Below are 15,088 nucleotides of genomic sequence, written 5' to 3'. Positions count from 1 at the left end.
CCTCATCGTCACAAAGTCGGGGTTCGGTGGAGTGGGGCGCGAGGCTCCGGCGCCACCTCGCCAGGGAGAGATATGCCTTGGCGTGCAAGGTTACCCGCGTTTGCGTCGTACATGGCTCTCACGTAACGGGCGGGCGGCTCGGAATTGTAGAGGTGACTCCCGAAACCGGCGCAAGGTTCACAGCTCGCCCGTGACAGGATGACCTGACCGGCGGTCGTGCCGGGGCCGGAAGGGGACCCGGCCGGACGCGCCGCTGACCCGCCGTAAATCGCAGGGAGACGGGATGCCGGGAACGGGAAGCTGGGACGACGACGCCACCGATGTGGTGCGGAATGTCCCGTTCCGTCCGATGTCCCTCTCGGAGATACTCGACGGCGCGATCACCGGCATCCGGCGCCGGCCGCGCACGACGCTGGGCCTGTCGGTGGCCGCCAGCACGGCGATCCAGGTGACGAGTTCGATCGCCGCCTATTTCTTCATCGGCGACGAGGCCCGCGACGAAGTGACCCCGGACGTGTTGCTGGAGTCGATCGGCGCGCAGTCCACGCTGACGGTGCTGGGGCTGGTGCTGTCGGCGTTCGGGATCCTGCTGCTGTCGGGGCTGGTCGCACCGATCCTGGGCCGTGAGCTGGTGGGCCTGCCGGTCGCGCCGCGGCAGGCGTGGCGGGACGCGCGCCCGAGCCTCGGACGGCTGGTCGTCACCGCGGCGGCCGTCATCGGCATCTCGCTGGGGGCACTCGTCCTGCCGATCGCTCCGTTCATCCTGCTGATCGCCGCAGGGGCCCGCCCGGCCCTCGGGGTGCTCGCGGGGATATTCGGCATCCCCATCGGCCTCGGGCTGATGGTGTGGCTTTACGTCCTGTTCGTGCAGGCCGTCCCGGCGGTCGTCCTGGAACGGCAGACGGTGAGCGGTGCGCTGCGCCGGGCCGTCACGCTCTCCAAAAGACGATGGTGGCGGACGTTCGGAGCGCTCCTGCTGGCCACGCTGGTCACCGTGTTCATGGGCTTCTTCGCACTCCGGATCCCGTTCCTGTTCGTGCAGCTGGTCTTCTTCGACGACTCCTCCGGCAGCGGCTCGACGATGGGCGCGCTGGCGGTGGACACGTTCGGGCGGATCGTGAGCTGGTCGGTGGTGATCCCGTTCGACGCGGGGGTGATCGCGCTGGTCTACATGGACCGCCGGATGCGCCGCGAGGGCTTCGACCTCGACCTGCGCACCCGGGGACGTTCCGCCGCCGCCGTCGCCGCCGGCGAACGCGGTGACGGCCCCGCGGACGGCGGGGAGGACTCGGAAGGGTTCGCCGACCTGTGGCGGACCGGTCCGCTCCAGGCGCGCCCGCGGACGGGGGCCGGTTCATGATTCTCGACCCGATCGGCCGCGAGGAGGCCCGCGAGCTGGCCCGCCGCGAGCTGGAGAAGCAAGTCTACCAGCGCGACCGGCCGTCCTGGCTGGAGCGCGCCTGGGACGACTTCACCGAGTGGCTGCAGGAGCTGACCGGCCAGGCGCCGGCCCCCCAGGGGCAGGGCGACGGCGGCGGCTGGCTCTCCATCGCCATCATGATCGTGATCGGGCTCGTCGCCGTCGCGCTGGTCGTGTGGCTGATGCGGGGGCGCCGCAACCCGCGCTCCCGCAAGGACCCCCTGCTGGAGGACGAGCCGTCCCGCGCCGTCGACCACCGGGACGCGGCGGATCGGTACGCCGAGGCCGCGCAGTGGGCCGAGGCGATCCGCGAACGGCTCCGCGCGATCGCCCGCGACCTGGAGGAGCGCGCGGTCCTCGCGGCGCGTCCGGGGCGGACCGCCGACGAGCTGGCGGCCGAGGCCGGTGAGGCCGTCCCCGATCTCGCCGAGGACCTCGGCGCCGGCGTGCGGATCTTCGACGACGTCTGGTACGGCGACCGCCCGGGGACGCCGGAGGGGTACGCGCGGATGAAGGAGCTGGACGAGAGGCTGCGGGCGGCGCGGCCGAAGCCGCTGGAGGCGGACGACCTCACGCTCGCCGGGGCCGACGACGAAGGGGGGCCGCGATGGTGACGGCGTCCCCGCCGCAGAGCGGCCGCGCGGAGGGGGCCGAGCCGTCGGCCCGGCAGGTCGCCGGGCGGCGCTGGCGGTCGGCGCGCGGCGTCGTCGCGGTCGTCCTCGCGATGATCGTGGTCGCGGTGGTCCTCGCCGCGCTGCGGCCGTCGACGTCGGCGGACGCGCTCGACCCCGAGTCGCCGAAGCCGGACGGCAGCCGGGCGCTCGCGGAGATCCTCCGGCAGAACGGCACGCAGGTGACGGTGACCAGGAGCACCGACGACGCCATCGCCGCCGCCACGCCCGGCTCGACCCTGGTCGTGACCCGTTCGGAGCGGCTCACCGAGGAAGACCTCGGCCGGCTCCGGTCCGCGCCGCTCTTCATGCTCCTCGTCCGGCCGACGTCGTTCGCGCTGGACGCGCTCGCGCCCCAGGTTCGCCAGGACGGGCCGACGTACGAGGAGGCCGACGAGCCGGGCTGCACCCTGGACGCGGCGACGCTCGCGGGGAAGGCCGCCTTCCACCAGTCGGACACCTACGACGTCACGGGCTCCCGCACTTCCTGTTACCAGACGGAGTACGGCGCTTCCCGGCTCGTCCGGATCCAGAACGGCGCGAGCACGGTGACCGTCCTCGGCTCCACGGCGCCGCTGACCAACCGGCGCCTCACCGAGGAGGGCAACGCCGCGCTGGCCATGAACCTGGCCGGCGGGGGCGGCTCCCACGTGGTCTGGCTGGTGCCGGACCTGCCGGAGGAGGGCTCGGGCGCCGGGCAGCAGTCGATCGGCGACCTGCTCCCGTTCGGCGTCAAGCTGCTCATCCTCGAACTGCTCGTCGCGGTGGTGCTGGTGGCCCTGTGGCGGGCGCGCAGGCTCGGCCCGGTCGTGGCGGAGGCGCTGCCCGTCGTCGTCCGGTCCGCCGAGACCGTCGAGGGCCGCGCCCGCCTCTACCGCGCCGGGCACGCCCGCGACCGCGCGTCGGACGCGCTGCGCTCCGGGGCCCGCGAACGGCTCGTCCCCCTGCTCGGGCTCCCCCGCAGCAGCGCGCAGGACCCTTCCGCCGCACGGGAGATCGTCACGGCGGTCGCGCACCGCACGACGTACGACGAGACGTACGTCGGGGCGGCCCTGTACGGTCCTGAACCCTTGGACGACGACGGTCTGATCGCCCTCACCGACGTCCTCGACGACCTGGAAAGGCAGGTACGCCAGTCTTGAACCACCCTGTAGAGCTCGGGAAGGACGATGTGCCCGGCGGCACGGGGCCCGGCGTGCTGTCCGAGGACGCCCGGCGGCAGGCCGAAACGGCCCGCGCGGCGCTGACCGCGCTGCGCGCGGAGGTCGCCAAGACGGTCGTCGGCCAGGACTCCGTGGTGACCGGCCTGGTCATCGCGCTGCTCTGCCGCGGCCACGTGCTGCTGGAGGGCGTCCCCGGCACGGCCAAGACGCTGCTCATCAAGACGCTGTCGCGGGCGCTGGAGCTGGACTTCAAGCGGGTCCAGTTCACCCCCGACCTGATGCCGGGCGACGTGACCGGATCTCTCGTCTACGACAACCGGACCGTGGAGTTCGAGTTCCGCGAGGGCCCGGTCTTCACCAACCTCCTGCTGGCCGACGAGATCAACCGGACGCCCCCGAAGACCCAGGCGTCCCTCCTGGAGGCCATGGAGGAGCGGCAGGTCTCCGTGGAGGGCTCCGCGCGCCCCCTGCCCGACCCGTTCGTCGTCTGCGCGACCCAGAACCCGATCGAGTACGAGGGCACCTATCCCCTGCCCGAGGCGCAGCTCGACCGGTTCCTGGTCAAGCTGACCGTGCCCGTCCCCACGCGGGACGAGGAGATCTCCATGCTCCAGCGGCACGCGGCCGGGTTCGATCCGCGCGACCTGTCGGAGGTGAAGGCGGTGGCGGGCGCCGACGACCTGGCCGCCGGCCGGGCCGCGGTGCGGTCCGTGCACCTCGATCCCAAGGTCGCCGCCTACGTGGTCGACCTGTGCCGTGCGACGCGGCAGTCCCCGTCGCTCCAGCTCGGCGTGTCGCCGCGCGGCGCGACGGCGCTGCTGGCCACCTCGCGCGCCTGGGCGTGGCTGTCGGGCCGCGACTACGTCACGCCGGACGACGTGAAGGCGCTGGCCAGGCCGACGCTGCGGCACCGCGTCCAGCTGCGTCCCGAGGCGGAGCTGGAGGGCGCGACGGCCGACGGCGTGCTGGAGGGCATCCTCGCCCACGTCCCCGCCCCGCGCTGATGGCGCTGACCGGACGCCTGGGGCTGCTGGCCCTGCTCGGCGCGCTCGTCCCGCTGTTCGCGCCGAGCTGGTGGACGCTGTTCGCGGTGTGGGGCGTCCTCCTGCTCGGCGTCGTCGCCGACCTGGCCATGGCCGGGAACGTGCGGGCCCTGCGCTTCCACCGCACCGGCGACACCAACGTGCGCCTGGGCGAGACCGCCACGGTGTCGCTGATCGTGGAGAACCTCGGGCGGCGCCGCCTCAAGGCCCGCCTGCGGGACGTGTGGCCGCCCAGCGCGGGCGCCGCCCCCCGCACGGTCAAGGTGAACGTGCCCGCCGGCGAGCGGCGCCGCATCGACATGACCTTGACGCCGACCCGCCGCGGCGACCGGAAGGCGGTCACCGTCGTCGTCCGCTCCGTCGGGCCGCTCGGGCTGGCCGCCCGGCAGCTCTCCCGCAAGGCGCCCTGGACGGTCCGCGCCCTGCCCGCGTTCCCGTCCCGCCGCCACCTCCCGGCCAAGCTCGCCCGGCTGCGCGAGCTGACCGGCGCCCACGTGGCGCTGATCCGCGGCCAGGGCACCGAGTTCGACTCCCTGCGCGAGTACGTCGACGGCGACGACGTCCGCTCCATCGACTGGCGGGCCACGGCGCGCCGCCACGACGTGGTGGTCCGGACGTGGCGCCCCGAGCGCGACCGGCGGATCTACCTGGTGCTCGACACCGGCCGCACGTCCGCGGGCCGCGTCGGCGACATCCCCCGGCTCGACTGCTCGATGGACGCCGCGCTGCTGCTCGGCGCCCTCGCGTCCCGCGCCGGCGACCGCGTCGACCTGCTCGCCTACGACCGCCGCGTCCGCACCCGCGTCGAGGGCGCGTCCCGCACGGACCTGCTGCCCTCGCTGGTGCACGCCCTCGCGCCGCTGGAGCCGGAGCTCCTCGAATGCGACGCCGCCGGGATGGTGTCGACGCTGCTGGCCCGCGTCCGCCAGCGGTGCCTGGTCGTCCTGCTCACCGAGCTGAACCCGGCCGCGATCGAGGAGGGCCTGCTCCCCCTGCTCCCGCAGCTCACCGCCCGCCACCTCGTCATGATCGCCGCGGTGTCGGACCCGCGGGTCGGCGAGATGGCCGAGAGCCGCGGCGACCTCGCCGCCGTCTACGACGCGGCCGCCGCCGAGCGCGCCCGCGCCGAACGCCGCCGCCTCACCGCCGAACTGCGCGGCCACGGCGTAGAGGTGGTGGACGCCCCACCGGAAGAAATAGCCCCCGCCCTGGCAGACGCCTACCTGGCCCTAAAAGCCGCAGGCCGCCTGTAGTTTTGCTTTTTCTCCTCCTTCGGGCCTGGCGGCCCTCCATCGTCGAGAAAGCGGGCGATCGCTGGCTACACAGTAGGGGCGAGGTCGGGGCGGAGGTCGGTGTCGCCGGTTTCGCCGGCGCGGACGGCGCGGCGGCCGAGGACGATCACGTAGGTGAGGAAGGCGGCCTCGGCGACGACGCCGATGGCGATGCGCAGCCAGGTGGTGTGCACCCAGCCGGTGACGAAGCCCTCGATGAGGCCGGAGACGAGCAGGACGGCGACGAGGCCGATGGCGATGCCGACGGCGGCGCGCCCCTCCTCGGCGAGGGCCTGGCCGCGGCGCCGCGGCCCGGGGTCGATGATCGTCCAGCCGAGTTTGAGGCCGCCGGCGCAGGCGAGGTAGACGGCGGTCAGCTCCAGCAGGCCGTGCGGGAGGATCAGGCCGAAGAAGACGTCGCCCTTGCCGTAGGCGAACATCAGGCCGCCGATGAGGCCGAGGTTGATCTGGTTCGCCAGCAGGACGAACACGGTGGGGATGCCGAGCAGGATGCCGAAGATCAGCGCGGTCGCGGAGACCCAGGCGTTGTTGATCCACACCTGGAACGCGAACGACGACGCCGAGTGCTCGGTGTAGTAGTTCGCGAAGTCGTTCTCGACGAGGTCGCGGATCTCGGCGGGCGTGCCGACGGTGGCCTGCACCTCCGGGCTGTGCACGACCCAGATGGCCAGGGCCAGCGCGACCAGGTTGCCGAGGACGGCGTTGCCGAGCCACCACCAGCGCATCCGGTAGGCGGTCGCGGGGAACGACACGGTCGCGAAACGGGTGACGTCCCGCCAGAGCGGGGCCTGCGCGCCGGCCACCGCGGCCCTGCCCCGCGCCACGAGCGACGACAGGCGGCTCACCAGTTGCGGGTCGGGCGAGCTGGACCGGACGACCGACAGGTGCGTCGCCGTCCGCTGGTAGAGCTCGACCAGTTCGTCGGCTTCCGCGCCGCTCAGCCTGCGGCTGCGGTTGATGAGCCATTCCAGGCGCCGCCATTCGGCGTTGTGCGCGGCCACGTACGCGTCGACGTCCACCCGGGGAGACTAACGCCTCGGCCCGCGGAACCGGCAAAATGGGTCGTCCACCGGCATTGGAGGCACGGAACATGGCCGAACTCGTCACCGGCGAGGCCGTAGCGCTCGACCTGCGCGTCGCGCGGCTGGCCAGCCGTGGCTGCGCCATCCTGCTCGACCTGCTCCTCCAGGTGTTCCTGCTCTACATCCTCCTGTACGTCACGCTGATGACGTCGCTCGTCGCGGACGACGCGTGGACGGCCGGGCTGAGCATCCTGTGCATCGCCGCCGTCTTCGTCGGGTACCCGTGCCTGCTGGAGACGCTGACGCGGGGCCGGACGCTCGGGAAGATGGCGCTCGGCCTGCGCGTGGTCGCCGACGACGGCGGGCCGATCCGGTTCCGGCAGGCGCTGCTGCGGGCGCTGGCCGGGGTGGTCGAGTTCTGGATGTTCTACGGCTCGCCCGCGCTGATCACGTCGTTCTGCAACCGGCGCGGCAAGCGGCTCGGCGACCTGTTCGCCGGGACGATCGTCATCCAGGAGCGGGTGCCGGTGTCGATGCTGTACGGGCCGGTCGCCGTGATGCCGCCGCAGCTCGCCTGGTGGGCCCGGACGCTGGAGCTGTCGATGCTGTCGGACGAGCTCGCGATGACGGCGCGGCAGTACCTGTCGCGGTTCTGGGAGCTGCTGCCGGAGGTCCGCGACTCGCTGGGGCAGCGGATCGCGTCGCAGGTCGTCGCGGTGGTGAGCCCGCCTCCGCCGCCGGGGGTGCGGCCCGAGATCCTGCTGTCGGCCGTGCTCGCCGAGCGCCGCCACCGGGAGGAGCGGCGGCTGGCGGAGCGGTGGGCGCGGCGGATGCGCCGGTTCCAGCAGCAGGGGTGGGGGGCCGCTCCCGCGCCGGTGCCCGCGATGGCGAGCCAAATGTGGAGGGGCGACCCCCCACACCCCCCGGCTCACTACGCGATGGCGATGGCCGGGCCCGCACCCTCGGGGCCGCCGCGGCAGGGGCCGCCCGCCCCGCCGCCGTTCAGCACCCCCGGGCCGGGGCAGCCGCAGTTCCTTCCGCCGTCCGACTACAGCGCGGGGCCCTACCAGAACGTCCTGAACGTGCCTCCGCGGCCCGGCCCCTATCCGATGGGGCCGGCGGGCGGCCCGGCGCCGCAGGGGCCGTATCAGGGCTACTGAGGCGTCAGCCCGGGAGCGACCGGAGCTTCTCGGTCAGGGTGGGGCGCAGCTTCTTCATGCACAGCACCGGCTTGAAGGCGCCCTTGCTCGTCATGAAGTGGGTGGCCTCGGCCGGGCATTCGCGCTCGGACGCTACCCGTCCGACGACCTTGGCGACGGCCTGGCCGGACCCGCATTCGGCCTTGTCCAGGTCGCCGATGGTGAACGAGGGGTCCTCGATGCAGTCGCCGGGCGACAGGACGCCGCCTCCCGGGCCGAGGCACAGCACGGGCCGGGCGATGTTCCCGCCGCCGAAGGACCGCAGCTTCATGGCCTCCAGCGTCTGCGCCGGGCACGACTTCTCGCCGTCGACGCGGGCGATCACCTTGCCGTACCAGTCGTCCTCGGAGCACGGCTGCTCCTTGCCGAAGCCGATGGAGCCGCTGCTCACGCAGTCGCCGACCGACAGGAAGGCGCCGCCCGCCCCGGGGTCGCCCGGGTGGGGGCCCTTGAGGTTGCGGACGCAGGCCTCGTAGTAGCGCTTCTCGCCCTTCTTCTCGCGGACGTTCGTGACCCCGTCCGTCCCGTCCGGGCAGTCGGGCTCGTCGCGCGAGCCGTACGCGAAGCCCGATGCCTCCCCCTGGTCGGTGATCTTCACGACCTTGGCCTTCGCCCCGGCGTCGTCGCAGCTCACGCGGAGGCTCGCCGGGATGCGATTGCCGTCCTTCCCCCCGAAGCCGGTGTCGACGCACTGCCCGGCCTTCACCGGCCCGCTCGGCTCGCCGCCCATGAGCATCACGACGGCGAACCCGCCGAGCATGAGGGCGCCCGCGGCGGCCACCGCGACCCACACCAGCGGCGAGGGCCGCTTCGGAGCCGGGGCGGGCCCCGGAGGTCCGGGCGGGCCGTAGGGCCCGGCGGGCGGAGGGGCTCCGGGGCCCGGCGGGGATCCGGGGTTCCCCTGCTGGCCTTGACCGCCCGGCACCTGTCCGTACACCGTCCGCCTCCCAGAGATCACGAAGAGTGGCACGAAGATACCGCAGCCCGTCGTCGCCCCTCTCACCAGGACGGACGGCGTCAGCCGAGGAGGCTGGGAGGCGATTCCAGGCCGGTCAGCTCGATTCCCGGCGCCGCCAGGACGACGTCGCCGGCGAGGTGGACCGTCTCGACCTCGCCCGTGGACAGGTCGGTGACCTCGTACTCCGAGACCCGCAGCGGCTCGGTCTCGGTCTCGTAGGACGACGTCCCCGCGAGCCGCCAGCGCCACGTGGCGGTCAGCGCCGCCAGGGCCGTCCCGCTCAGCCGGACGAGACGGACGTCGGCCTGCTCGTGCTCGCCGAGGTCGAGGGAGCGGGCGACGGCGACGAGGAACCCGGGCGAGTCGGAGACGAACCCGGCCGCCCGCTCCCCGTGCTCGGTGCCCGTCTCCCCGGACGCCCGCACCCAGGCGAGCTCGGGTCCGGTCACGCCGCCCCGCAGCCACCATTCCGGGGTGACCAGCTCGACGCGGATCTGGCGCCAGCGCGCGTCCACGACCAGGTCCAGGCGGACGCCGTCGGACCGCGTGGAGGTGTAGCGCCACCCGCCGGGGCCGGGCGCGCACCGGAAGTGCTCTTCCAGCTCTTCGTCCAGGTGCAGGTACGTGCCGGAGGGCATCAGGATCCGAGCCGCCAGGAGTGCAGGTAGTCCTCCTGGTCCGGGGTGAGCCGGTCGATGGAGATGGACATCGAGGCCAGCTTGAGCCGCGCCACCTCCGTGTCGATCTCCTTGGGCACCTCGTGGACGGCCGGGGACAGCGTCGCGTGCGCGGTCGCGAGCCACGCGCAGGTGAGCGCCTGGTCGGCGAACGACATGTCCATCACCGCCGCCGGATGCCCCTCCGCGGCGGCCAGGTTGACCAGCCGCCCCTCGGCGAGCAGGACGAGGCGCCGGCCGTCGGCCAGGACGTACTCGTCGGCCTGCGGGCGGACGCCGCGGTGCACCTCGACGGCCATGTCGCCGAGCGCCCGCACGTCGATCTCGACGTCGAAGTGCCCGGAGTTCGCGAGGATCGCGCCGTCCTTCATCACGGCGAGGTGGTCCCGGCCCACCACGTCGCGGTTGCCGGTCACCGTGATGAACACGTCGCCCTCCGCCGCGGCCTCCGCCATCGGCTGCACGGCGAAGCCCTGCAGCGCCGCGTCCAGCGCCTTCACGGGGTCGATCTCGGTGACGACCACCCGCGCCCCCAGGCCGCGGGCCCGCTCGGCCAGGCCGCGCCCGCAGTACCCGAACCCCGCGATCACGACGGTCTTGCCCGCCAGCAGCGTGTTCGTGGCGCGGATGATGCCGTCAAGCGTCGACTGGCCGGTCCCGTACCGGTTGTCGAACATGTGCTTGGTGTCGGTGTCGTTCACCGCGACCATCGGGAACTTCAGCGCGCCCTCCAGGGCCATCTGGTGCAGCCGGATGACGCCCGTCGTCGTCTGCTCGCAGCCCGCCTTCACCGTGCCGAGCAGGTCCATCCTGTCGGTGTGCAGCGTGTTGACCAGGTCGCACCCGTCGTCCAGGACGAGGTCAGGCCCGGTCTCCAGCGCCTGGTGGATGTGCGCGTAGTACCCCTCGCGGTCGGTGCCCGCCCGCGCGAAGACCTCCGCCCCGTACTCCTGCACCAGCGCGGCGGCGGTGTCGTCCTGCGTGGACAGCGGGTTGGACGCCGCGAGCGCCACGCTCGCCCCGCCCGCCTGGAGGGTGCGGATGAGCCCGGCGGTCTCGGTCGTGATGTGCATGCACGCCGCGACCTTCAGCCCGTCCAGCGGGCGCTCGGCGGCGAACCGCTCCCGCACCTGCCGCAGCACGGGCATGCTCCGGTCGGCCCACTCGATCCGCTTGACGCCTTCATACGCCAGCGAGACGTCCGCGATATCGCTCATCACACCCCCCACAAGCGGCTGCCGGACGAGCCGAAACCCGCCCGGCAGCAGCCAAGAGACTCAGTAGCGGTAGTGGTCGGGCTTGTAGGGGCCTTCGACGTGGACGCCGATGTAGTCGGCCTGCTCCTTGGTGAGCTCGGTGAGCTTGACGCCGAGGGCGTCGAGGTGGAGGCGGGCGACCTTCTCGTCGAGGTGCTTCGGAAGCACGTACACGCCGATCGGGTACTCGTCGGTCTTGGTGAAGAGCTCGATCTGCGCGATCACCTGGTTGGTGAAGGAGTTCGACATCACGAAGGACGGGTGGCCGGTGGCGCAGCCGAGGTTCATCAGGCGGCCCTCGGCGAGGACGATGATCGAGTGGCCGTCGGGGAAGCGCCACTCGTGCACCTGCGGCTTGACCTCGATCTTCTCGATGCCCGGGATCTTCGCGAGGCCGGCCATGTCGATCTCGTTGTCGAAGTGCCCGATGTTGGACACGATCGCCTGGTGCTTCATCCGGCCCATGTGGTCGGCCGTGATGATGTCGAAGTTGCCGGTGGTCGTGACGAAGATGTCGGCCGTGTCGACGACCTCGTCCAGGGTGGTGACCTGGAAGCCGTCCATGGCGGCCTGGAGCGCGCAGATCGGGTCGATCTCGGTGACGATGACGCGGGCGCCCTGGCCGCGCAGCGCGTCGGCGCAGCCCTTGCCGACGTCGCCGTAACCGCAGACGACGGCGACCTTGCCGCCGATGAGGACGTCGGTGGCGCGGTTGAGGCCGTCGATGACGGAGTGGCGGCAGCCGTACTTGTTGTCGAACTTCGACTTGGTGACCGAGTCGTTGACGTTGATCGCCGGGAAGGCGAGCGTGCCGGCCTTGGCCATCTCGTAGAGGCGGTGGACGCCGGTGGTGGTCTCCTCGGTCACGCCCTTGATCCCGGCGGCGGTCTCGGTCCAGCGGCCGGGCTTCTCGGCGATGGTGCGGCGGAGGGTGTCGAGGATGATGCCCCACTCCTCGGGGTCGTCCTCGGTGGCCGTCGGGACGGCGCCCGCCTTCTCGTACTCGGCGCCCTTGTGGACGAGGAGGGTCGCGTCGCCGCCGTCGTCCAGGATCATGTTCGGGCCGCCGCCGTCCGGCCACTGGAGGGCCTGGTCGGTACACCACCAGTACTCTTCGAGCGTCTCGCCCTTCCAGGCGAACACCGGGACGCCCTGCGGGTTCTCCTGCGTGCCGTCCTTGCCGACGACGACCGCCGCGGCGGCGTGGTCCTGCGTGGAGAAGATGTTGCAGGACACCCAGCGGACGTCGGCGCCGAGCTCGACCAGCGTCTCGATGAGCACGGCCGTCTGGATCGTCATGTGCAGCGAGCCCATGATCCTGGCGCCGCGCAGCGGCCTGGCGGCGGAGTACTCCTCGCGCACCGCCATCAGGCCCGGCATCTCGTGCTCGGCGAGCCGGATCTCCCGGCGCCCGAAGTCGGCAAGCGACAGGTCGGCGACCTTGTAGTCCATGCTTTCGTTGCTCCCTTGGTCATGTGCGCGCTGTCGTACGCGAGGGCTTGACGCGCATGCCCTGACGTGTGTGCGAGGCGGCGTCAACGCCGCGAGTCTACGGGCGGCGGGTGCCTCGAAGCACGGTCGGAGGCGACTTTCTCACACAAATTTGTCAGAATTGCCGAATGCGCATCACGGAGGCCGCCCGGCGGCTCGGCACCTCGCCCCGCATGCTCCGCTACCGCGAGGCCCTCGGGCTGCTGCCCGCCACCCGGGACGCGTCGCTCACCAGGAGCGGAGGGGGCCACCGCCGGTTCGGGGACGCCGAACTGCGCGCCGTGGCGCTCGCCCTCGCGCTGGAGAAGCGCTACGACATCGGCCCGGCCGAGCTGGCCTTCGGGCTGCGCGTCCTGGCCGAGCCGCAGGTGCAGGCGCACGTCCGAGAACTGGGGGAACGGATCGGGCGGCTGTCCGCGCCTCCCACCCGCGCCCTCGACTTCGAGAAGGAGAAGGCGATGCGCCTTCTCCGCCGCCGGTAGCCGCTACGATCCCGGCCGCTAGCCCGCGGCGTTCTCGCCCGGGACGACCACGCCGGACTCGTACGCCAGCATCACCGCCTGCGCCCGGTCGCGCAGGCCGAGCTTGGTGAAGACGCGGGCGACGTGCGTCTTCACCGTGTGCTCGCTGACGACGAGCCGCTCCGCGATCTCCCCGTTGGACAGGCCCCCCGCGATCAGCACGAGCACCTCGGTCTCCCGCGCGGTCAGCGTGGCGAGCTCCGACGGCGCCTGCGGCCGGTTGCGCCGCTGCTTGGTGAACTCGCGGATGAGCCGCCCGGTCACCTGCGGCGCCAGCAGCGAGTCGCCGCGCGCCACCACCCGGACCGCGGACACCAGCTCGTCGGCCGTCGCGTCCTTCAGCAGGAAGCCGCTCGCCCCGACGGCGAGCGCCTCGTAGACGTACTCGTCGACGTCGAACGTCGTCAGCACCAGCACCCGGACGCCCTCCGCGCCGGGGAGCGCGAGGATGCGGCGGGTGGCCTCGATGCCGTCCATGCCGGGCATCCGGATGTCCATGACGACGACGTCGGGACGGCACCGCTCGGCGATCGCGACGGCCTCGCGCCCGTCGCCGGCCTCGCCGATGACGCTGATGTCGTCCTGCGCGTCGAGCAGGGCGGCGAACCCGGCCCGCACGATCGTCTGGTCGTCGACGATCAGTACCTTGATCACCGGGGCCGCCCCGCGGGCTCGCGGACAAGGCGTCCGCCCCGGTGGGCGGCCGGATCAGCGGCCGGGGGGCGCCTGCGAACCGTGTCCACGGATGGAATTCCCCTCCCTCGTCAGCGGAAGCTCGGCCTCCACCAGGAACCCGCCCTCGGTGGCCGGGCCGGCGGAGAACCGCCCGCCCAGCATCGTCGCACGTTCCCGCATCCCCACGAGGCCGTGTCCGCCACCGGACTCCGGCGTCTCCAGGCGGGTGCGTCCGGCGTCCACGGAGGTCGGGCCCGCGGGGTCGTCCAGTACCGCTGTACGAGAACCGGGATCCTGCCGGTTCAGGACCTGGGTGGGCGCGGACGCGCCGTCGTCCCGGACGCGGACGGCGAGCCGGTCCGGCAGGAAGGTCAGGTCGACGCGCACCCCGGCGCCGGGCGCGTGCCGCCGCGCGTTCGTCAGCGCCTCCTGCACGATCCGGTACGCCGACAGCTCGACCGTCGCGGACAAGTCGCGCGGGTCGCCGTGCACGGCGAGGTCGACGTGGCCGCCGGCGCCGCGGTGCTGCTCGATGAGGTCGGGCAGCCGGTCCAGCCGCGGCTGCGGCGAGTTGGCCGCCTCCGGTTCGGGCTTGGCGTCGGCGCGCAGCACCGACAGCAGCCGGCGCATCTCCACCAGCGCCTCCCGGGCCGTCTTGGCGATCTCGGTGTAGCCGGCGCGGGCCTCGGGCGACAGGTTCTCCATCGTGTACGGGGCGGTCTCCGCCTGCACGGCGATCATGGAGACGGAGTGCGCGACGACGTCGTGCAGCTCGCGGGCGATGCGGGCGCGCTCCCGCATCACGGCCTGCTCCCGCTGGACGGTGTTGAGCCGGGTGAGAGTCTCGTTGGTGCGTTCGGCGGCCTCCGCCTCCGTCCGCCCCGCGGTCTCGACGACGCGCCGCGCGTCCCCGAGCCCGATGGCGGCGAGGACGGCGACGATCGGCGCGGGCCACGGAACGTCGTCGAGCGTCCCGGCGGCGAGGTACACCACCGCGATGGTGGCGACGCTGCCGACCGCGAGGACGCCGGTCGACTGCCGGGGCAGCTGCCGTCCCAGCGCGTACAGCGTGTAGAGGGCGGCGAAGCCGGTGGTGACGAGGAGGATCTGCCCGGTGAGCAGGCTCGCCGCGTAGGCGCTGAGCACGACCGCCGCGACCGGCCGCAGGTTCTCCCGGCGCCAGACGAGCGGGAGCGTCGCCGCGACCGCGAACCCGCCGGCGAGGCTGAGCGGCGTGTCGACGCGCGGCGCCAGCTCCGCCAGCGCCGCGATCGTCAGGGCGAGCCCGGTCAGCGGGGCGAAGTACCAGGAGCCGGCGACCTCCCTCCAGGCGTTGAGCCACCGGGGCAGCGGCGCCGTCGCCCCCGCCGGGGCGGGCGGCGCCCCGGGCGCGCCCATGGCCGGCCGGCGTCCCGCCGAGCCGGTCAGCCGCGTGCCGAGCTTGACCACGAGCGGGCGCAGCAGGGTGCCGATGCCGGTGAGTATCCAGAGGAGAAGCTGGCCGACCCCCGCGACGATCCGGCCGGACAGCCGCCACGCGTGGTGCGCGACGGCTGGGCCGAACCCCGCGGGGTCGGGTCCGGTCCGGGCCTTGCCATCGGTGCTCACCCCTCAATACTGACCGCTGAGGCGGGCGGACACCTCACCGTGCGGATGTATGCGGCCGATCGGGATCCACCTGGAGTACCACCCGTGATCCC

General features: G+C 73.0%; 14 protein-coding genes. 7 read left to right on the top strand and 7 right to left on the bottom strand.

Annotated features, from left to right (window positions below):
• Nucleotides 1–283: 283 nt before the first annotated feature.
• The 5 genes from ABGB11_RS00170 to ABGB11_RS00150 are packed head-to-tail and all read left to right on the top strand — an operon-like array spanning nt 284 to nt 5,550.
• Nucleotides 284–1,360, top strand: coding sequence for a hypothetical protein (locus tag ABGB11_RS00170; protein ID WP_347627442.1), 1,077 nt, complete (start codon nt 284–286; stop codon nt 1,358–1,360).
• Nucleotides 1,357–2,034 (top strand): DUF4129 domain-containing protein, encoded by a 678-nt coding sequence (locus tag ABGB11_RS00165; RefSeq protein WP_347627440.1) that lies wholly within the window; start codon nt 1,357–1,359, stop codon nt 2,032–2,034. Before ABGB11_RS00170 ends, ABGB11_RS00165 begins: the two co-directional genes overlap by 4 nt.
• Complete coding sequence (locus ABGB11_RS00160; RefSeq protein WP_347627438.1) at nt 2,028–3,233, top strand: DUF4350 domain-containing protein; 1,206 nt, start codon at nt 2,028–2,030, stop codon at nt 3,231–3,233. The genes ABGB11_RS00165 and ABGB11_RS00160 overlap by 7 nt, the downstream gene beginning before the upstream one ends.
• 53 nt (nt 3,234–3,286) lie before the next feature.
• A complete protein-coding gene (locus tag ABGB11_RS00155; protein ID WP_347628526.1) occupies nt 3,287–4,258 on the top strand; it encodes a MoxR family ATPase in 972 nt (323 codons plus the stop codon).
• A complete protein-coding gene (locus ABGB11_RS00150; protein ID WP_347627436.1) occupies nt 4,258–5,550 on the top strand; it encodes a DUF58 domain-containing protein in 1,293 nt (430 codons plus the stop codon). The genes ABGB11_RS00155 and ABGB11_RS00150 overlap by 1 nt, the downstream gene beginning before the upstream one ends.
• A 65-nt stretch (nt 5,551–5,615) precedes the next feature.
• Here ABGB11_RS00150 and ABGB11_RS00145 read toward each other — a convergent pair whose 3' ends face one another.
• Nucleotides 5,616–6,608, bottom strand: a complete 993-nt coding sequence (locus ABGB11_RS00145; RefSeq protein ID WP_347627434.1) for a stage II sporulation protein M — start codon at nt 6,606–6,608, stop codon at nt 5,616–5,618.
• Nucleotides 6,609–6,679: 71 nt separating this feature from the next.
• Here ABGB11_RS00145 and ABGB11_RS00140 point away from each other — a divergent pair, with 71 nt between their 5' ends.
• Entirely contained in the window at nt 6,680–7,771 is a 1,092-nt protein-coding gene (locus tag ABGB11_RS00140; RefSeq protein ID WP_347627432.1) for an RDD family protein, read from the top strand.
• A 4-nt stretch (nt 7,772–7,775) separates the two neighbouring features.
• Here the strand turns inward: ABGB11_RS00140 and ABGB11_RS00135 are convergent, their stop codons facing one another.
• The 4 genes from ABGB11_RS00135 to ahcY (ABGB11_RS00120) form a co-directional block, all read right to left on the bottom strand.
• Nucleotides 7,776–8,747, bottom strand: a complete 972-nt coding sequence (locus ABGB11_RS00135; RefSeq protein ID WP_347627430.1) for a hypothetical protein — start codon at nt 8,745–8,747, stop codon at nt 7,776–7,778.
• An 80-nt stretch (nt 8,748–8,827) separates the two neighbouring features.
• Entirely contained in the window at nt 8,828–9,406 is a 579-nt protein-coding gene (locus ABGB11_RS00130) for a hypothetical protein (protein WP_347627428.1), read from the bottom strand.
• Nucleotides 9,406–10,662: an adenosylhomocysteinase gene (gene ahcY, locus ABGB11_RS00125; protein ID WP_347627426.1), complete on the bottom strand. Its 1,257-nt coding sequence runs from the start codon at nt 10,660–10,662 to the stop codon at nt 9,406–9,408. The genes ABGB11_RS00130 and ahcY (ABGB11_RS00125) overlap by 1 nt, the downstream gene beginning before the upstream one ends.
• 60 nt (nt 10,663–10,722) lie before the next feature.
• Nucleotides 10,723–12,153, bottom strand: a complete 1,431-nt coding sequence (gene ahcY / locus ABGB11_RS00120; protein ID WP_347627424.1) for an adenosylhomocysteinase — start codon at nt 12,151–12,153, stop codon at nt 10,723–10,725.
• A gap of 167 nt (nt 12,154–12,320) precedes the next feature.
• On the opposite strand from ahcY (ABGB11_RS00120), the gene ABGB11_RS00115 reads away from it, so the two are divergent.
• Nucleotides 12,321–12,674, top strand: coding sequence for a MerR family DNA-binding transcriptional regulator (locus tag ABGB11_RS00115; protein WP_347627422.1), 354 nt, complete (start codon nt 12,321–12,323; stop codon nt 12,672–12,674).
• 18 nt (nt 12,675–12,692) lie between these two features.
• Here ABGB11_RS00115 and ABGB11_RS00110 read toward each other — a convergent pair whose 3' ends face one another.
• The gene (locus ABGB11_RS00110) at nt 12,693–13,367 is read right to left on the bottom strand and encodes a response regulator transcription factor (RefSeq protein WP_347627420.1); all 675 of its coding nucleotides are present in this window, start codon (nt 13,365–13,367) and stop codon (nt 12,693–12,695) included.
• A gap of 54 nt (nt 13,368–13,421) precedes the next feature.
• On the bottom strand, nt 13,422–14,996 hold the full coding sequence (locus ABGB11_RS00105; protein ID WP_347627418.1) for a sensor histidine kinase: 1,575 nt from the start codon (nt 14,994–14,996) through the stop codon (nt 13,422–13,424).
• Nucleotides 14,997–15,088 lie beyond the last annotated feature (92 nt).

Source organism: Actinomadura sp. B10D3, from assembly GCF_039871695.1.
Classification (GTDB): domain Bacteria; phylum Actinomycetota; class Actinomycetes; order Streptosporangiales; family Streptosporangiaceae; genus Spirillospora; species Spirillospora madurae.
The sequence above is the reverse complement of the archived record's forward strand: the minus strand, read 5'-3'. Positions and strand labels throughout refer to the sequence as shown.